This is a genomic window from Marinicauda salina, assembly GCF_003122085.1.
Classification (GTDB): Bacteria; Pseudomonadota; Alphaproteobacteria; order Caulobacterales; family Maricaulaceae; genus Maricicauda_A; species Maricicauda_A salina.
Genome location: NZ_QEXV01000005.1, coordinates 175,159 through 193,170, shown reverse-complemented (window position 1 = coordinate 193,170; position 18,012 = coordinate 175,159). Strand labels below are relative to the sequence as shown.

The following is an 18,012-nucleotide window of genomic DNA, read 5'->3' as shown; positions in this document are numbered from 1 at the left end:
GGCGGCGCGGCCCTAGGGTCGCGCGACCGGCGTTGAACGTTCCGAATGAGGCGGACCATAGGGCAAAGCCGGAAGCGTTGAAAGCCTCCTAGGTAAAATGACGGATCGATGACGCAGCTGAAATGTCGAGCCGGAGGAGATTGAAAATCGACATGCGCGCGATCGCCTATTAGGAATGCAGTCGCGAAGAGCGGGGACTGCTCAAATGCTGGTTCGTCTCTTGCGGCTCGCGATTTTCGTCATCGCGACCATTTTCACTCCGACCGCGTGCGATGACGCGCCCTCCCGGCGTGCGGTCGCCGCCGCGCCGGACCCGGCGCGGACCGCCGAGGAGATCGTCGCGGCGGGACCGGACGGCGAGACGCAGGCCGTCCGGCTCGCCGAGATCCGCGCCGCTCGCGCGGGCGCGGCCGGGCGCGAAGCGCGGCGGCGAATCGAATCGCTCCTCGCCGAGGCGGGCGCCGGACTGCGGCTGGCGACCACGGGCGCGGCGCGCGATCGCTACGGCCGGACGGTGGCCCACGCCGAGTTCGACCGCGACGGCGAGACGGTGTGGATCCAGGCCGAGCTGGTTCGCGACGGGCTCGCGGTGGTGAGCAGCTACGCCGACAACCGCGCCCGGGCGCGCGACCTGCTGGCGCTGGAGCGCAGCGCGCGCGAAGCCGGCCGCGGCGGCTGGGGCGAGGGCGTATTCGTGGTGCGCGATCCCGACCCGAACGGACTGGCCCAGCATCTCGACAGCTTCCAGATCGTCGAGGGCCGGGTGATCGACGCCGCCGAGGCGCGCTCGGGACGCATCTATCTCAATTTCGGGCTGGAATGGCGCACCGACTTCACCGTCTCGATCCGCGACGACGATCGCGCACGGTTCGACGAGGCCGGCCTCGATCCCCTGTCGCTGGCCGGTGCGCGCGTGCGGGTGCGCGGATGGCTGTATCGCGAGAACGGCCCGATGATCGCCATCGATCACCCCGAGGCGCTCGAGGTGCTCGACGCTCCGGAAGCCGCCCCGCCTCCGGGCTAATCGAGCGGAACCAGGCCCGCTTCGTCGGGATCGCCGACCATCTCGGTGAGCGCCTTGCGCAGGCGGCCCAGCGCCTGGTGCTCGATCTGGCGGACGCGCTCCTTGGAGATGCCCAGCTCGTCGCCCAGCGTCTCCAGCGTCACCGCCTCCTCGACCAGGCGGCGCTTGCGGATGATCAGCTGTTCGCGATCGCTCAGCGTGGCCAGCGCCTGGGCGAGCCATTCCGATCGCTTGCCGGTGTCGCGCGCGTCCATCACCTCGGCTTCCGGATCGGGCGTCTCGGAGGCCAGCAGGTCCTGCCATTCCCCGTCGCCGTCCTCGGTATAGGGCGCGTTGAGCGAGCGATCGACGGCGGCCAGGCGCGAGGCCATCGCCTCGACATCGTCCTCGCCGACCTTCAGCGCGTGGGCGACATAGGCCCGGTTCTCCGGGGTCAGCGCGCCGGAGCTGACATCGTTGATCAGCGCACGCAGCCGGCGGAGATTGAAGAAGAGGGATTTCTGCGCCGCCGTCGTGCCGGTGCGCACGATCGACCAGTTGCGCAGCACGTAGTCCTGGATCGACGAGCGGATCCACCAGCTGGCGTAGGTGGAGAAGCGCACGCCGCGCTCGGGCTCGAAGCGGGCGGCCGCCTGCATCAGGCCGATATTGCCCTCCGAGACGAGATCGGCGAAGGGGAGGCCGTACTGGCGGAACTTGGCCGCCACGGCGATGACTAGCCGCATATACGCGGTGGTGAGCTTGTGCAGGGCGGCTTCATCGCCCTCGTCGCGCCAGGCCTGGGCGAGCGCCAGCTCTTCCTCGCGCTCGAGAAGCGGCGCGTTCATGGCCGTCTTCAGAAAGCGGCGATCGGGGTCGGCGTAACGGGCGGGCGCAGCGGCGGTCGTCAAGGTCGCCTCCAGGGGTGTGACTGCCTGTTTCCCTCGTATCTACGCACCGCCCCCGGCGGCGGATCATCATTCCGCCAAGAAAAACGCCCCGCCGGGTCCGGCGGGGCGTCTGGTCGATCGGTCCCTGTGAAGCGCTTCAGGTCAGGCGGCCTTCGCCGACAGCGTCTCCGAAAGCATCTCCATCGCCTTCTCGCGGTCGACCTTCTCGACCGCGGCGACTTCGCGGACCATGCGGTCGAGCGCCGACTCGTAGAGCTGCCGCTCGGAGTAGGACGGCTCGGGCTGGTCCTCGTGACGGTGCAGGTCGCGGACCACCTCGGCGATCGAGATCAGGTCGCCGGAATTGATCTTGGCCTCGTATTCCTGGGCCCGGCGGCTCCACATGGTACGCTTGACCTTCGCCTTGCCCTTCAGCGTCTTCAGCGCGTCCTTGAGAACCGTCTCGTTGGCCAGAGGCCGCATGCCCGACGCGGTCGCTTTCGCGGTCGGCACCCGCAGCGTCATCTTGTCCTGTTCGAACGAGACCACGTAGACCTCGATATCGAACCCGGCCACCGTCTCCTTTTCGACGCCGATCACCCGTCCGACGCCGTGCGCGGGGTAGACGATGTAGTCGCCCTTCTTGAAAGTCCGGTTGTCATTCGCGCTTTTTTTGCTCATCGACACTCTCTTGGTCGTTGCGCGTAGGTTCATCGCCTGACGGGATCGCACAAAGCTCTCCCCCACGCTCCCCGGCTGGGGAAAGTCGAGATGCGCGAGAAAGTCGAATCAGAACCAGAACCGACGCGGGTTGAACCCACTCGCCGTTTACGAAGTTTGATAAACTATCACAAAAGCGACAAAAATTCAAATGCTGCAGGCGCGAAGGCCGCGGCGTTCTCGCGCAATCGTGAAGACGCCGTAAACGGCGCGCGACCGACAGGCGCTAATCGCCTGTTCCCGGCTTGTCCGAGAAATACTTGTCGAGCTTGCCGGTCTCGTCGTCATACTTCTCCGCGTCGGCCGGCGGGTCCTTGCGCACAGTGATGTTGGGCCAGCTCTCGGCGTATTTCGAGTTCAGCGCCAGCCACTTGCCGTCGGGATCGTCCTCGGTGTCGGGCTTGATCGCCTCGACCGGGCACTCCGGCTCGCACACCCCGCAATCGATGCACTCGTCGGGATGGATGACCAGCATGTTCTCGCCCTCGTAGAAGCAGTCCACGGGGCAGACTTCGACGCAGTCGGTGTATTTGCAGCGGATGCAGGCGTCGGTGACGATGTAGGTCATCGCGCTCGAGAGGTCCCGGATGATGCGGCGGTTTCAGGCGGCGCGCCGGACATGAGGCCCGGCGGACGGTTTGTCAATGTTCGCGGGCCTCGGCGCGTTGTCGCGCCTCGGCGCGCTCGCGATCGGTGATCGCCAGCAGCGGGCCGAGCCGGCGCAGCAGCGAATCCTCGGCGTGATCGCGCTCGCCGTCGGCCAGCGCCACCGCCCAGAGATGCTCCATCAGCGCGACGCGCTTCTCCCGGGGCAGATGCTTCACCACGCGCGTGAACTTGTGATGATCGACCGCGCGCTCGGCCATGTCCTCGGCCTCGTCGAGCACCGTGCGCGCCTCGTCGGCGCTCAGCTCGAACGCCTTTTCCAGGATGCCCGCGATGCGGGTCTCCTCGACATTGGCGTAGACGCCGTCGGCGAGCGCGGCTTCGACCATCAGCGCGGCGGCCGCGGTTTCCGGCCGGATCTCGCCGCCCGACGATCCGTCCGCCTCGCCGCCGCCGAACAGCTTCTTCAGGAAATCGAGCATTCACGCGTCCTCTTCAGCATCGGCCAGGGCGTAGAGCGTGCGCGCCTCGGGCGCGGGACCGCGGCGCTCGCCGAGGCCGCGCACCGTCACGCGGAACAGCCGGCCGCCGCGATGATAGACGAGAACGTCGCCCGGGCGCACCTCCGCGCTGGCGCGCCGGACGCGAACGACCCGGCCGTCGCGTTCGAGCCGCACGCCGCCGTCGGCGACGAACCGGCCCGCGCCCGAACGCGACTTGAACAGGCGCGCGCGGAACAGCCAGACATCGATGCGCTGGCCGGCGTCGAGCGCGCTCATCGCCGGCCCCCTTTCTTGTGTCCCGGTCCGATATCGAGCTCGGCGAGCTTGGCGAAGGGCGTGTCGGCGGGCGGCGAGGCGGTGGTTTCCGCCTTGCGGCGGCGGGCGGGCTTGCGCCGCGCCTTCCACATCTCCGGCGAATCCTCGCCGGCGAGCGCGGTTCGCGTGTAGCCCAGGGCCTTGAGCACGCCGCGCAGCTCGTCGGTCGTGCAGCCGAGCAGGGCGGTCATCTCCGCGGTGAGCGCGAACGCCTTGCCTTCGCCCGCCGCCCGGCCGGCGCGGATGAGGTCGGCCAGCCGTTCGAGGATGTCGAGGCGCACCGCCAGCGGTCCGCAGCGCTGATAGCCCGCCGCGGCGTAGTCGGACTCGCTGCGCCCGGCTTCGACGGGCAGGCTGGTGCGTCCGGGCGGGGCGTCGAACGCGTGCTCGGCGCGGCCTTCCCAGACGGCCTTGAGCAGGGCGTTGAGACGCGCCGCCTTCGGTTTGAGCAGGGCGGGCAGGAAGACGGCGTGCTCGCCGATGCGCACGCCGGCGGCGCGCAGCTGGCGGCGCTCGGCCTTGGAGAGCTGGTCGAGGTCGTTGGCCAGCCTCCGGCGCGGCGCGGCGCCGAAATTCTCCACCAGCCGGAAGGCCACTCCGCGCGCCAGCCCGTCGAGCCCGCGCGCGCCGTCGACCTGTTCGCGCAGCCCGGCGAGCGGGGCGAGCGTCTTCGCGGCCCGTTCCGCGCAATAGCGCTCGAGCCGGCGCTCGGCGCGCGCGACGGCTTCTTCGGCGCCGAGTTCGCCGCCCGCCAGCGTTACCGCCGGGGCCAGCGGATTGGCCGACGGGGCGAGCCGGGCGATGGTCTCGCCTTTCCAGTCGAGACCGCCGTCGTCGGCCAGCGCGAGGTCGGAATCCGGCGCCTTGGTGAGCGCGCCCAGCCGGCGATTGACCTCCGGGCGAACGGCCTTCATCGCGGCGTTGGCCACCGCGCGCTCGGCGAGCCGGCCGCGCGAGGCGTCGGGCCGGAAATGCAGGCCCGAAAGCCGGCCCACGAAATGGCCCTCGACGGTGACCTCGCCGGTGTGATCGACGCCGGCGGCGAGATCGGTCTTCTCGCGCAGGCCGCGGATCAGCGCCGAGGTCCGCTTGTCGATGAAGCGGCCCATGAGCTGCTCGTGCAGCGCGTCTGAGAGCTGGTCCTCGACCTCGCGGGTGCGTTCGCGCCAGTGGTCGGGATCGCGCGTCCAGTCGGCGCGGTTGGCCGCATAGGCCCAGGTGCGCACATGGGCGAGCCGCTGCGACAGCGCGTCGACGTCGCCGTGGGTCTTCGCCACGCGCCTGAGCTGGCCGTCGAGCCAGGCGTCGGGCAGGCGGCCCTCGATCATCAGATAGGTGAAGACGCGCTTCACCAGCCGGGCGTGCTCGTCGATCGTGGTCTTGCGGAAATCCGGCGTCCGGCAGACGTCCCACAGCCGCTCGACGGCCGCGGTCGAGCGCGTGAGGTCGCGGATCTCGGGGTCGCGGGCGAGGATTTCGAGGACCTGCTCGTCGCTTGCGGTGCGCACGCGCTCGAGGCTGCGGTCGGGCGAGGGGGCGTTCAGCGAATTGCGCAGCGCCTCGAGATTGAAGAAGTCCAGCTCGGTGTTGCGCCAGCTCAGCCGGCCGACCGGGTCGAATTCGTGGTTCTCGACCTTGTGGACCACGTCGGGATCGAGCGGGCGGGCGTCGGCGGTCTCGCCGAACGTGCCGTCGGAGCGGAAGCGGCCGGCCCGGCCGGCGATCTGGCCGATCTCGTCGGCGCGCAGGCGGCGCCGGCGCCGGCCGTCGAACTTGCTCAGCCCGGCGAAGGCGACATGGTCGACATCCATGTTCAGCCCCATGCCGATGGCGTCGGTGGCGATCAGGTAGTCGACCTCGCCGGACTGGTAGAGCTCGACCTGGGCGTTGCGCGTGCGCGGGCTGAGCGCGCCCATCACGACGGCCGCGCCGCCGCGCTGGCGGCGGATCAGTTCGGCGATCGAGTAGACGTCGTCGGCGGAGAAGGCGACGATCGCCGAGCGTCGCGGCAGCTTGGAGAGCTTCTTCGGCCCGACATAGCCGAGATCGGAGAAGCGCTCGCGCTGGTCGCGCACCGCGTCGGGCACCAGCCGGCGCAGCATCGGGCCCATCGTGGCCGCGCCCATGAACATGGTCTCCTCCGTCCCGCGCGCATGCAGCAGCCGGTCGGTGAAGATGTGGCCGCGATCGGGGTCGGCGCAGAGCTGGACCTCGTCGACGGCGAGGAAGGCGGGCCTGAGATCGAGCGGCATCGCCTCGACGGTGCAGACGAAATAGCGCGCGTTCGGCGGGACGATCTTTTCCTCGCCGGTCACCAGCGCGGCGGCGCGCGGACCCTTGGCGGCGACGACCTTGTCGTAGATCTCGCGGGCGAGCAGCCGGAGCGGCAGTCCGATCACGCCCGACGACCGGCCCAGCATGCGGGTCAGGGCAAGATGGGTCTTGCCCGTATTGGTGGGTCCGAGGACCGCCGTGATCCGGGATTCGCTCGTCATGCGCAGCCCGAAGATAGAGGCCGCAGCGGGGCGTTATAAGACTTGTACTGCGAAAGAATCGGCGGTTCGCCTAGCGCACGACGAGGCGGCGGGCCTGGATCGTCATCTCGCCGATCTGGGTGTTCGCGCGGAACCGGATGGGCACGTGGACGTCGTTGACGCGCGCCAGCCAGATCGTCACCGGGCGGGCCGTCTCCTCCTCGCTCGGGCGGTCCTCGGGATCATAGCCGCTGATCGGCTCGAGATAGGCCCGGCAGATGACGGCGTCGCCGCGCCAGGCGCGCGTGCGAACGGATTCCGATCCGCCGGACTCGAGGCGGAGATCGTAGCGCGCCTTGCCGTCGAAGACGGGGACCCGGCCGTTGCAGGGCTCGCCCTCCTGCGAGACGTGATTGAGGGTGAGGTCGAGCATCGCCGAGATCGGGTCGACCGCGCCGGCGCGCTCGGATTCGCTCGCGGGCGGTTCGCCCATCGAGCCGAAGGGCGGCTGGACGTCCGGGATCGCCGTGCCCTCGGCGAAATCGATGCCGACCACGCGGCCCTTGTTGCTCGCCCGGTTGATGTGCTCGTAGCGCTGCGGCTGCAGCTGCAGCCCCTCGCGATAGCCTCCGGTGCTGGCCACGATGTCGGTGTCGTCGAACCAGCGCAGCAGGCCCGCGCTCTGAAACCGGGCGTCGGCGGAATAGCCGTCGGCGCCGAACCCGGCGTTCACCGAGATGTCGGCGACCGGGATGAAGAACAGCGATCCGGTGTACTCGACATAGAGCTGCTCGGGCGGCGTCGTCGACGCAGCCTCGTCGTCGGCCGCGGCGGGCGCGGCCAGCATAAGCGCAGCGGCGATGGCGATCCGGATCATGGCGGGTCGGGCTCCGTTTCGATCAGGGACGATCACAACGCATTATAGATCATGTTGGCAAACTATGGCCGCAAGAGGGTGACTGCGGCGCCGCGGCGTGCTTGACGCCCCGGCGGGCGTCCGGTAACACGCCCGCTCTCGCGCCGCGCCCCTGTGCGGCGGCGATGACGTTTATTCGAAGGTCTGGGTGCAAGCCATGTCGCGTCGCTGCGAACTTACGGGCACGGGTCCGCTTACCGGGAACAACGTGTCCCACGCCAACAACAAGACGAAGCGCCGCTTCCGTCCCAATCTGTGCGACGTGACGCTGGCCTCGGAATCGCTCGGCCGGGCGTTCAAGTTCCGCGTCGCCGCCAAGGCGCTGCGCAGCGTCGATCACGCCGGCGGCCTCGACGCCTTCCTGATGAAGGCGCGCGACGAGGACCTCTCGGCCAACGCTCTCAAGATCAAGCGCGAGCTGAAGAAGGCCGGCGAAGCCGCCGCCTGAGGCCTGCGCCGGGACAACCGTTTTCGAACGCCCGCCGGTCTCCGGCGGGCGTTTTGCGTTTCGGGCGGGCTCGTCTAGCGTCCGCCCGGGTTTGAAGAGGACTTTCGCCATGCGCCTGACCGTCTCCGCCCTCGCATTGCTCGCCGTCGCCGCCTGCGGCGAACCCGCCCCCGGACCGGAGGATTCCGCCGCGGTCGAGCCCGCCGACCGGGTCTTCTCCGGCGGGCCGATCCACACCGGCGTCGAGGCCCGCCCGACCGCCGAATTCGTCGCCGTCAACGAAGGCCGCATCGTCTATGTCGGCGACGCCGAAGGCGGGGCGGAGTATGTCGGCGAAGCCACCGAAGAGGTCGATCTCGCCGGCGCGGCGATGTTCCCCGGCTTCACCGACGCCCATGTCCACGTGCTCGGCGTGGGCCAGCGCGAGCGCATGCTGAACCTGGAGGATGTCGGCTCGATCACGGAATTGCAGGCCGCTGTCGCCGACGCCGCCGCCGACGAGACGGCGACGGTGATCGCCGGACGCGGCTGGATCGAGACGCACTGGCCGGAGGACCGCTTCCCGACCGCGGCCGATCTCGACGAAGTCGAGGCTGAGCGCCCGGTGGTGCTGACGCGCGCCGACGGCCACGCCCTGGTCGCCAACACCGCCGCGCTGGAAGCCGTCGGGATCGACGCCGACACGCCCGACCCGGATGGCGGCGAGATCCTGCGCGACGAGGCCGGGGCGGCCACGGGCATGATCATCGACACGGCGATGGCGCCCTTCGCCGATCTCGTCGGCGCGCCCGAAGGCGAGGAGCGCGCCGCGCTGCTCGAGCTCGGCGCGCAGGTGCTCGCCGAATCCGGCTGGACGGGCGCCCACGACATGTCCGTGCCCTACGCCGACGTCGACGTCATGGCGCGGCTCGCCGAGGAAGACCGCTTCGCGATCCGCAATTACGTGGCGGCCAATCCCGACGCCTATTCCGCGATCGCGGAAGCCGCTCCGCGCGTCGAGGCCGACGGACGCGTCGTCGCGCGCACCGTGAAGCTCTATGTCGACGGCGCGCTCGGTTCGCGCGGCGCGGCGCTTCTGGAGCCGTACTCGGACGCGCCGGGCTCGCGCGGGCTGGTGATGCTCGAGGAAGCCGACACCATCGCCTTCATGGAGCAGGCTCTCCGCGACGGGGTGCAGCTCGCCGTTCACGCCATCGGCGATCGCGGCAACCGGCTCGTGCTCGACTGGATGGAGGCCGCCCTCGACGCGGTGCCCGTCGACGAGCGCGCCGTCGCCGATCCGCGCTGGCGCGTCGAGCACGCCCAGATCCTCGATCCCGAAGACCTCGACCGTTTCGCCGAGCTCGGGATCATCGCCTCGATGCAGCCCTCCCACGCCATCGGGGACCTGCATTTCGCGCCGGACCGGCTTGGCGACGAGCGCCTGGAGGGCGCCTACGCCTGGCGCGATCTCGTGGAGTCCGGCGCCGTCGTGGCCGGCGGCTCCGACGCCCCGGTCGAGCGCGGCGAGGCGCGCATCGAGTTCCACGCCGCGGTCACCCGGCGCGATCTCGAGGGCTATTCCGGCGAGGGCTGGCATCCCGAGCAGGCGCTCGACCGCGCCGCCGCGCTCAAGCTCTTCACCATCTGGCCGGCTTACGCCTCGTTTCGCGAGGACGAGCTGGGCACGATCGAGATCGGCAAGCGCGCCGACTTCTCCGTCTTCGATCGCGACCTGATGACGGTCCCGGAGGATCAGCTGCGCGAGGCGCGGCCGGTGATGACGGTCGTCGAGGGCGAGATCGTCTGGCGGGCGGAGTAGTTTCTCCCCCCACCCTCTCTCAGGGGAGAGGGAATCCGCGAACTAGCGAGGGCGGGGGCTGTCCTTCACCCCACCCCGACCCTCCCCTCGAGGGGAGGGAGGCCGCCGCGCATCGACCAACTGCAAGGCGGATTCACCTTCAGGCTCAAGCGCGGCTGTACCGCAGCCCTCCGCGTCTCTTCCCCGGACTTGATCCGGGGCCCAGGGAGGCGGCGTTGCATGATCAAATATGGCTGGGTCCCGGCTTTCGCCGGGAAAGAGAAAGCCTCTCCAAGCGCCTGTCACTCCGCCGCCGGCGCCTCGGCGAATTCGAAGCTCATAAGCAGCGTGCGCTGATCGGCGCTGAAATTGTCGTCGGAAATCAGGAAGAGCCGCTCGCGGCCGTCGATCCGGGCGATCGCGGCACCCTCGAAATTGTCGACGGTCATTTCCGGGTCAAGCCGGGCGAGCCGCGTCGGCCCGTCGTCGCTGAAATTGGCGCCGTCTTCGCGGATCAGCGATGTCGGCGCCCGATTGATCAGGATCCGGGCGCCGGTCTCGCGCGCCCAGAAGCGCTCGACGATGACGAGATCGCCGTCGCCGGCCTCCGCCATGCCCGTCAGTCCGAAGCCGAGCGCCAGCCTGAGCGAGTGGCCGACCGGCTCGACGGATAGATCGGCGAGATCGTAGCGCCAGACCGTGTGCGTCTGGCCGTCTATGATCGGGTATTCGACGCCCGCCCAGAGGCCGCCGCCCGCGACCGCGAGCGCCTCGAGGCCGCCGTTCGATCTGAGCCTGTCGGCGCCCGGCGGGGCGGGCAGGGGCTCGGGGACCGCCTCGGCGATCCCGCTCCAGTCCGCGCCCGGATCGTAGACGGCGAGCCGGTGATCGCGCTCGAAGCTGACCGCCACGCGGCCCTCGCCCAATGCCGCGAGCCCTTCGGCGTCGGCGGCGTTTCCCGACAGGGCCGTTCCGTCCGGGCCGAGCATGGGCGCGATCTCGACATCGGAAACGCCGGCGAGATCGCCGCGGGCGTCGTAGTCCAGCCGCGCGGTGAGCCAGGCGCCGCGATCGGACGCCGCCAGCAGGCGGTTCCCATCGGGACTGATCTCGATCGCCGACCAGCCGCCGAACAGATCGTGGTCGGAGGCGAGCTCCAGCCCGCCGGCGTAGCGCAGCCCGTCGAGGGCGCGCTCCTCGGGGGCGTCGGGGAAGAGCGGAACCGGCGCGGCGCTCACCGCGATCTCCGCCTCGCCCGCCTCGCACGCCGCGGCGAACAGAAGGCCCGGGGCGAAGACGGCGGCGAGACGGATCATGGCGCTTACCTCCCGAGGTCGGACGTCACCGCGCGCTTGAGCGCCGACAGATCGCGGCCGGACCGCGCCCGCGCTTCCGAACGCTCCGGCGAGGGCGCGCGTCGACGCCCGCGCGCGGCGCGGCGCGGGTCCTTGTCGAACAGCGCGGCGAGCTGGTCGGTCATCGCGCCGGCGAGCTGCTCGACGTCGAGCAGCGTAACAGCCCTGCGATAATATCGCGTGACATCGTGGCCGATGCCGATGGCGAGAAGCTCGACGTCGGACTTGGTCTCGATCAGGTCGATGACCTCGCGCAGATGCTTCTCCAGATAGGCCGGCGAGTTGGCCGACTGGGTGCCGTCATCGACCGGCGCGCCGTCGGAGATGACCATCATGATGCGGCGCTGCTCGGGCCGGCCGAGCAGGCGCTGGTGCGCCCACAGCAGGGCCTCGCCGTCGATGTTCTCCTTCAGCAGCCCGTCGCGCAGCATCAGGCCGAGATTGACCCGCGAGCGCCGCCAGGGCGCGTCGGCGGCCTTGTAGACGATGTGCCTGAGATCGTTGAGCCGGCCCGGGTTCGGGGGCTTGCCCGCGGCGAGCCAGTCCTCCTTCGAGCGGCCGCCCTTCCAGGCGCGGGTGGTGAAGCCGAGAATCTCGCACTTCACCCCGCAGCGCTCGAGCGTGCGCGCGAGGATATCCGCGCAGGCGGCCGCGACCAGGATCGGCCGGCCACGCATCGAGCCCGAATTGTCGATCAGCAGCGTGACGACGGTGTCGCGGAACTCGGTGTCCTTCTCCTGCTTGTAGGAGAGCGGCTGCATGGGATCCATGATCACCCGCGGCAGACGGGCCGGATCGAGAACGCCCTCCTCGAGATCGAACTGCCAGGAGCGCTGCTGCTTGGCCATGAGCCGGCGCTGCATGCGGTTGGCGAGCCGGCCGACGGCGGCCTCCAGCCCCTTCAGGTGATGATCGAGATTGCGCCTGAGGCGGGTCAGCTCCTCCACGTCGCACAGGTCCTGGGCGGTGATGACCTCGTCGTATTTCGTCGTGAACACCTTGTAGGCGTTGGGGTCCTCGCCCTCGGGCCGGACCCAGTTGGGCCGCGCGGCCTGGAACTGGTCGCCGGGCTCGTCGTCGGCCTCGATCTTGGTGCCGCTGTCCTCGGAGAAGTGGATGTCCTCGGAGTCGGCCGCCGTGCCCTTGGCGTCCTGGGTCTCCTCGTCGTCGCCGCCCTCGGGCTTGGCGTCGCCGTCCTCGTCGCCCGACTGGGGCTGGTTCTCCACACCGGCGTCGTCCTGCGCGTCGTCCTGGCTGTCGTCCTCGGCGTCCTCGCCGAGCTCGTCGGAGAGATCGAGATCGCGGATCACGCGGCGCAGCGCCCGGGCGAACTCGTCCTGGTCGCCGGCCTCTTCGGCGAGCGCGTCGAGCGCCTCGCCGGCGGCGGCCTCGAGATCGTCGCGCCAGACTTCCATCAGCCCCTTGGCCTCCTCGGGCGCAGGCCGGCCGGAGATGCGCTCGCGCACCAGCATCGAGACGGCTTCGGACATCGGCGCGGACTGGCGGTCCTCGACGCGGTTCCAGCCCTCGCGCAGGGATTTCTCGACGAGCGCGGCGTCGAGATTGTCGCCGACGCCCTTCATGGCGCGCGCGCCGAGCGCCTCGCAGCGGGCCTGCTCGGCGGCCTCGAAGATGCCGCGCGCGCGCGCGCCGGGCGGCATCGCCTTGGCGTGGGCGGCCTGGTCGTGCAGCGCCGCGCGCAGCGCGGCGGCGTCGGCCTTGCCGCGCAGCGAAGCGGCCTTCTCCTCGGAGATGTCGTCGGGCGGGTTGGGCAGGACGATCCGGCCCTCGACGGACCGCGCCGCCTCGCCGCCGAACTTCACCTCGAGTTCGCGGTCCTTCGCGATCGATCGCGTCGCCGCGGTGAGCGCGCGCTTGAAGTCGTCGGACGGGGAGTGCTCGGTCATGCGCCTCGCGTCTTACGCCGCCTCGCCGGGCTTCACCGCGCCTTCGGGCAGGTTCTCGCCGAAGACGCGCTGGTAGAACTCCGCCACGATCGGGCGCTCGAGCTCGTCGCACTTGTTGAGGAAGGTCAGCCGGAACGCCTGGCCCGTATCGCCGAAGATCTGCGTGTTCTCCGCCCAGGTCAGCACGGTGCGCGGGCTCATCACCGTCGACAGGTCGCCGTTGATGAAGGCCTCGCGGGTGAGGTCGGCGACCTTGACCATGTCGGAGACCTGCTTGTCGCCGGCCTCGGACTTGCCAAATTCGCCGAGCTTGGCGAGCACGATGTCGCGCTCGGTCTCGAAGGGCAGGTAGTTGAGCGTCGAGACGATCGACCAGCGGTCCATCTGGCCCTGGTTGATCTGCTGGGTGCCGTGATAGAGGCCCGTCGTGTCGCCCAGCCCGACGGTGTTCGTCGTCGCGAACAGGCGGAAGAACGGGTTGGGGCGGATCACCTTGGTCTGGTCGAGCAGGGTGAGCGAGCCCGAGGCCTCCAGCACGCGCTGGATCACGAACATCACGTCGGGCCGGCCGGCGTCGTACTCGTCGAACAGGATCGCGACCGGGCGCTGCACCGCCCAGGGCAGGATGCCTTCCTGGAACTCGGTGACCTGCTGGCCGTCGCGCACGACGATGGCGTCCTTGCCGACCATGTCGATGCGGCTGACATGGCTGTCGAGATTCACCCGGACCATCGGCCAGTTCAGCCGCGCGGCGACCTGCTCGACATGGGTCGACTTGCCGGTGCCGTGATAGCCCTGGATCATCACCCGCCGGTTGAAGGCGAAGCCGGCCAGGATCGCCCGCGTCGTCGGCGCGTCGAAGACATAGGTGTCGTCGATCTGCGGAACGTGTTCGTCGCGCCCGGAGAAGGCGGGAACCTTGAAGCCGGGGTCGAAGCCGAACAGCTTCCGGCAGTCGGCCGTCGTGTCGGGCGTGGAGGAAATCAGGTCCGTATCGGTCATGTAGCTCGCGTGTGTCTCGAGGATCGCGCGGGCCGCGCCCGCCGCTCTCTAGTTAGCGTGCGCAAGGCCCCGGCGCCACCACCGCCGGTGAAACAGGCCCGATCGCCTCAGGCCAGGCCGGAATTGCGCAGGATCTGGTAGGCGGCCACGACCTTCTGCAGCTGGTCCTCGAAGGACCGGTCGCCGCCGTTCGAATCGGGATGGTAGGATCGCACGAGTTCGGCGTAGCGCTTGCGCACGCTCGCCTTCTCGGCCTCGTATTCGAGCCCGAGCGTATCGAGCGCCTTTTCGACCAGCCGGCCGTGGCGGCGCTTTTCCGGTTCGCTGTGCGCGCGGTCGTGACCCGGCGGCGGGCGCTCGCCGAACAGCGAGAACGGGTCGAAGAAGGCGCGCTGCCAGTCGACGGAGGCGTGCTCCGCCTTCTTGCGCGTCGAGGCGCCGGCCTTGAAGCTCCAGGTCGGGCGATGGCCGTAGGCGAGGCTCTCCTGGTAGGCGCGCACCGCCGATTCGCTCATGCCCTCGAAGAAGTTCCAGGACTTGTTGTATTCCCCGGCGTGGCGGGCGCAGAACCAGTAGTGCTCGTTCAGGCGGTCCGGCGCCTTGGGCGCGCGCGCCTCGGCCTTGCGCCGGCACCGGGGATATTCGCACTCGCGCTCGTCCATCCGCGGCTCGTCGCGCGGCGGCTTGATGCGGATATCCTTGAACCGCGGCTTGTATTGGAACGTATCGGCCATCGCGCAAAGTATGGGGTCCGCGCTGTTAGCGGGCAATAAACGGGAGCGGTTCTTGACGGAAACGACACACAGGATCGAGCAGGCGCTCAAGGCGGCCTTCGCGCCGGAGGCGCTGTCGGTCGTCGACGACAGCGCGCGCCACGCCGGTCATGCGGGCAATCCTCATGGGCGCGGCGGCACGCATTTCGTCGTCGAGATCGTAGCCGACGCCTTCGCGGGCAAGTCGCGCGTCGAGCGTCACCGCCTGGTCAACGCCGCGCTGGCCGACGAATTCGAGGCCGGGCTTCACGCGCTCAGCGTCACGGCGAAAGCGCCGGGGGAGTAGCCTCCCCCTCGAGCGGCGCTTCGGGCTTCAGGCGCATCCGGGTGATCTGGTTGCGGCGGCGTTCGAGGATCTCGAAGCGCACGCCGTGGAAGCTGAACACCTGGCCGGGCTCGGGAATGGTCTGGGCCTCGTGGATGACCAGCCCGGCGATGGTCACCGCCTCGTCGTCGGGCAGGTCCCAGTCGAGCGCGCGGTTGACGTCGCGGATGCCCGCCCCGCCGTCGACGATGACGCTGCCGTCGGGCTGCGGGGTGAGGCCGGCCATGGCGATGTCGTGCTCGTCCTCGATCTCGCCGACGATCTCCTCGAGGATGTCTTCCAGCGTGACCACGCCCATCAGCGCGCCGTACTCGTCGACGACGAGGGCGAAGTGCTCGCGCTTGGAGCGGAACATGTTGAGCTGGTCGAACAGCTCGGTCGTCTCGGGAATGAACCAGGGCTCGCGCTTGATCGCCTCGATGTCGACCTTCGCCGCGTCGCCGTCGGCTTCGTGCAGCGCTCGGGCGAGGTCGCGCACATGGAGCACGCCGACGATGTTCTCCGGGTCGTCGCGATAGAGCGGAAGCCGGGTGTGCGGGCTCGTCAGCGCGGCGTCGACCAGCTCGGCGGCGGGCTGATCGAAATCGAGCATGATCAGGTTCTTGCGGTGGACCATGACGTCGTCGACGGTCAGCTCGCGCAGGTCGAGCACGCCGCCGAGCATGTCGCGGTCATGCTTCACCACGCCGCCTTCCTGGTGGTGCATGTCGATCTGGCCGCGGATCTCCTCGCGCGCCGACAGGACGGGCCCCTCGACATCGGCGCCGGCCAGCCGCAGCACGGCGCGAACCAGCGCCTGCACGGCGGCGACGATCGGCGCGAACACGCGGACGAAGAACTGCAGCGGCAGCGAGACCGCCAGCGCCATCCGGTCGGGATTGGACAGCGCGTAGGTCTTGGGCATCACCTCGGCGAAGATCAGCACCAGCAGTGTCATCACCAGCGTGGCGATGGGCACGCCGGCCTCGCCGAACATCACCAGGAACATCGCCGCGGCGATCGACGAGGCGAGGATGTTGACCAGGTTGTTGCCCAGCAGGATGGCGCCGATCAGGCTCTCGCGGTCGGCGATGAGGCGATTGACGCGCGCGGCGCGGAGGTCGTCGTCCTTCTCCAGAGACAGCATGCGCGCCTTCGACGTCGCCGTCAGCGCAGTCTCCGATCCCGAGAAGAAGCCCGACATCAGCAGCAGGGCGAGGATCGACAAGGCCGACCAGAGCATCCACGGCTCAAACTGAATGGTCATCGATTTCCCTTTCCAGGAACGCGGCGAGATCGCGCGCGTCCGCTCTCGGCGCGATATAGGCCTCGCCGATCCCGCGCGCGAGTATCAGCGTGATCGCCCCGCCGACGGTTTTCTTGTCGCCGGCCATGCGCGCGAGCAGGCGTTCGGCCTCGAACGGCCCGCCGGCGAGATCGCCGATGCGCGCGGGCAGGCCGACCGCCTCGAGATGGGCTGCGATCTGCTCGGCGTCGGCCTTCGGACAGGCGCCGAGACGGGCGGAATAACGGAAGGCGAGCGCCAGCCCGCAGGCGACCGCTTCGCCGTGAACGAGCGCGCCGGGAGCGGCCTCGGCTTCGAAGGCGTGGGCGAAGGTGTGGCCGAGATTGAGCAGGGCGCGGGGCCCGCGCTCGCGCTCGTCCTCGGCGACGATGCGCGCCTTGAAGGCCACCGCGTCGGCGACCGCCTCGGCCAGCGCCCCGCCGTCGAGGGCGTCCGCGCCGGCGGCCTCGAGCCGGTCGAACAGCGCGGCGTCGCCGATCAGCGCGGCCTTGACGATCTCCGCGTAGCCCGCCCGCACCTCGCGGCCGGGCAGGGTGGCGAGCAGCCCCGTGTCGGCGAGCACCAGGGCGGGCTGATGAAAGGCGCCGACCAGGTTCTTGCCCTGGCGGACATTGATCCCGGTCTTGCCGCCGACCGAGGAATCGACCTGGGCCAGCAGCGTCGTGGGGATCTGGGCGAAGCCGACGCCGCGCTTGACGATGGAGGCGGCGAAGCCGGCGAGATCGCCGATCGTTCCGCCGCCGAACGCGATGACCGTCTCGGTGCGGTCGATCCCGGCGTCCAGCAGCGAATCCACCAGCGATTCCAGCTGGTCCCAGCTCTTGGCCGCCTCGCCGCCGTCGATCTCGAACACGACCGGTTCGAGCGACACCTCGTCCAGCGCCGCGTTCAGCCGCGCGCCGTGACGGTCAAACGCGGTCCGGTCGGCGACAATGAGCGCGCGGCCGCGCGGGCAGAGCGCCCGCAACGCGTCGGCGCCGGCCTCGAGCGCGTTCGGCCCGATCAGCACCTCGTAGCGGCGGTCGCCGAGCTCGACGGGAACACGCAACGGGCCGGTCATGACGGGGCCGTTCCGGCGAGATGGTCGCGCAGCGCGGCGACGATCGCCTCGACGGTTTTCTCGTGCGAGCCGGATGCGGAGTCCACGGCCAGGTCGGCCTCGCCATAGGCCGGCGCGCGCTCCTCCATCAGCCGCGCCATCACCGCCTCGGGATCCTCGTTGTGCAGCAGCGGGCGCGTGTCGCGCCGCGAGACGCGCTCCATGAGCACGGGCAGCTCTGCGCGAAGCCAGACCGAGACGGCCTCGTCCTTGACGAGGCGCCGGGTGTCGGGATCGACGAAGGCGCCGCCGCCGACGGCCAGAACCATGGGCGGTTCCTCTTCCAGCAGGCGCGCGATCACCTTGCGCTCTCCGTCGCGGAAAGCGCTCTCGCCGAAATCGGCGAAGATGTCGGGCACGGAGCGGCCGGCGGCGCGTTCGATCTCGGCGTCGGCGTCCTTGAACGGCCGTCCGAGCCGGCGCGCCAGGCGGCGTCCGACCGTGGTCTTTCCGGCTCCCATCAGCCCGACGAGCACGATCGTGCGCTCCAGCGCGTCCAGCGGGTCCGTCGCGTTCATCACCGATCGGGTATAAGCACGCATGCTGCGGCGGGCAATCGCGGGCCCGTCCTGTCTGGAAATGGCCGCATTCGCTCGATTAGAGTGCGGCCG

General features: G+C 69.9%; 18 protein-coding genes. 4 read left to right on the top strand and 14 right to left on the bottom strand.

Translation table 11 applies throughout. The annotated features are described in order from the left end of the window. Positions 1-205: 205 nt before the first annotated feature. Entirely contained in the window at positions 206-1,024 is an 819-nt protein-coding gene (locus tag DDZ18_RS11595; RefSeq protein ID WP_158272146.1) for a thermonuclease family protein, read from the top strand. Here DDZ18_RS11595 and DDZ18_RS11590 read toward each other — a convergent pair. The 7 genes from DDZ18_RS11590 to DDZ18_RS11560 all read right to left on the bottom strand — a co-directional run bounded on the left by DDZ18_RS11590 (position 1,021) and on the right by DDZ18_RS11560 (position 7,388). Further along, the gene (locus tag DDZ18_RS11590; protein WP_109253551.1) at positions 1,021-1,914 is read right to left on the bottom strand and encodes an RNA polymerase factor sigma-32; all 894 of its coding nucleotides are present in this window, start codon (positions 1,912-1,914) and stop codon (positions 1,021-1,023) included. The genes DDZ18_RS11595 and DDZ18_RS11590 overlap by 4 nt on opposite strands. Before the next feature lie 141 nt (positions 1,915-2,055). Then, on the bottom strand, positions 2,056-2,574 hold the full coding sequence (locus DDZ18_RS11585; RefSeq protein ID WP_109253550.1) for a CarD family transcriptional regulator: 519 nt from the start codon (positions 2,572-2,574) through the stop codon (positions 2,056-2,058). Positions 2,575-2,839: 265 nt separating this feature from the next. Then, on the bottom strand, positions 2,840-3,181 hold the full coding sequence (gene fdxA, locus DDZ18_RS11580; RefSeq protein ID WP_109253549.1) for a ferredoxin FdxA: 342 nt from the start codon (positions 3,179-3,181) through the stop codon (positions 2,840-2,842). A gap of 73 nt (positions 3,182-3,254) precedes the next feature. Then, the gene (locus tag DDZ18_RS11575) at positions 3,255-3,701 is read right to left on the bottom strand and encodes a tellurite resistance TerB family protein (RefSeq protein WP_109253548.1); all 447 of its coding nucleotides are present in this window, start codon (positions 3,699-3,701) and stop codon (positions 3,255-3,257) included. Next, the gene (locus DDZ18_RS11570) at positions 3,702-3,998 is read right to left on the bottom strand and encodes a S4 domain-containing protein (RefSeq protein WP_109253547.1); all 297 of its coding nucleotides are present in this window, start codon (positions 3,996-3,998) and stop codon (positions 3,702-3,704) included. It abuts the gene before it with no gap. Further along, positions 3,995-6,532: a helicase-related protein gene (locus tag DDZ18_RS11565; RefSeq protein ID WP_109253546.1), complete on the bottom strand. Its 2,538-nt coding sequence runs from the start codon at positions 6,530-6,532 to the stop codon at positions 3,995-3,997. Before DDZ18_RS11565 ends, DDZ18_RS11570 begins: the two co-directional genes overlap by 4 nt. A 70-nt stretch (positions 6,533-6,602) precedes the next feature. Next, the gene (locus DDZ18_RS11560; protein WP_109253545.1) at positions 6,603-7,388 is read right to left on the bottom strand and encodes a DUF3108 domain-containing protein; all 786 of its coding nucleotides are present in this window, start codon (positions 7,386-7,388) and stop codon (positions 6,603-6,605) included. A 196-nt stretch (positions 7,389-7,584) separates the two neighbouring features. Here DDZ18_RS11560 and rpmB point away from each other — a divergent pair, with 196 nt between their 5' ends. After that, a complete protein-coding gene (rpmB, locus tag DDZ18_RS11555) occupies positions 7,585-7,875 on the top strand; it encodes a 50S ribosomal protein L28 (protein ID WP_109253544.1) in 291 nt (96 codons plus the stop codon). Between the two features lie 109 nt (positions 7,876-7,984). Further along, positions 7,985-9,676: an amidohydrolase gene (locus DDZ18_RS11550; protein WP_109253543.1), complete on the top strand. Its 1,692-nt coding sequence runs from the start codon at positions 7,985-7,987 to the stop codon at positions 9,674-9,676. 281 nt (positions 9,677-9,957) lie between these two features. On the opposite strand, the gene DDZ18_RS11545 is transcribed toward DDZ18_RS11550, so the two are convergent. The 4 genes from DDZ18_RS11545 to DDZ18_RS11530 form a co-directional block, all read right to left on the bottom strand. Continuing rightward, entirely contained in the window at positions 9,958-10,971 is a 1,014-nt protein-coding gene (locus DDZ18_RS11545) for an esterase-like activity of phytase family protein (RefSeq protein WP_109253542.1), read from the bottom strand. A gap of 5 nt (positions 10,972-10,976) precedes the next feature. Beyond that, positions 10,977-12,917: a cobaltochelatase subunit CobT gene (cobT, locus tag DDZ18_RS11540; protein WP_109253541.1), complete on the bottom strand. Its 1,941-nt coding sequence runs from the start codon at positions 12,915-12,917 to the stop codon at positions 10,977-10,979. A gap of 12 nt (positions 12,918-12,929) precedes the next feature. After that, complete coding sequence (gene cobS / locus DDZ18_RS11535; RefSeq protein WP_109253540.1) at positions 12,930-13,919, bottom strand: cobaltochelatase subunit CobS; 990 nt, start codon at positions 13,917-13,919, stop codon at positions 12,930-12,932. Positions 13,920-14,026: 107 nt separating this feature from the next. Beyond that, on the bottom strand, positions 14,027-14,653 hold the full coding sequence (locus DDZ18_RS11530) for a J domain-containing protein (RefSeq protein ID WP_109253539.1): 627 nt from the start codon (positions 14,651-14,653) through the stop codon (positions 14,027-14,029). 52 nt (positions 14,654-14,705) lie between these two features. On the opposite strand from DDZ18_RS11530, the gene DDZ18_RS11525 reads away from it, so the two are divergent. After that, positions 14,706-14,978 (top strand): BolA family protein, encoded by a 273-nt coding sequence (locus DDZ18_RS11525; RefSeq protein WP_233245820.1) that lies wholly within the window; start codon positions 14,706-14,708, stop codon positions 14,976-14,978. On the opposite strand, the gene DDZ18_RS11520 is transcribed toward DDZ18_RS11525, so the two are convergent. Genes DDZ18_RS11520 through DDZ18_RS11510 form a run of 3 tightly spaced genes read right to left on the bottom strand, consistent with a single transcriptional unit; the run spans position 14,953 to position 17,919 of the window. Further along, positions 14,953-16,263 (bottom strand): HlyC/CorC family transporter, encoded by a 1,311-nt coding sequence (locus tag DDZ18_RS11520; RefSeq protein WP_199241156.1) that lies wholly within the window; start codon positions 16,261-16,263, stop codon positions 14,953-14,955. The two genes, DDZ18_RS11525 and DDZ18_RS11520, sit on opposite strands and share 26 nt — an antisense overlap. Then, positions 16,247-17,362, bottom strand: a complete 1,116-nt coding sequence (aroB, locus tag DDZ18_RS11515) for a 3-dehydroquinate synthase (RefSeq protein ID WP_109253537.1) — start codon at positions 17,360-17,362, stop codon at positions 16,247-16,249. Before aroB ends, DDZ18_RS11520 begins: the two co-directional genes overlap by 17 nt. Continuing rightward, positions 17,359-17,919, bottom strand: a complete 561-nt coding sequence (locus DDZ18_RS11510) for a shikimate kinase (RefSeq protein WP_109253536.1) — start codon at positions 17,917-17,919, stop codon at positions 17,359-17,361. Before DDZ18_RS11510 ends, aroB begins: the two co-directional genes overlap by 4 nt. Between the last annotated feature and the right edge of the window lie 93 nt (positions 17,920-18,012).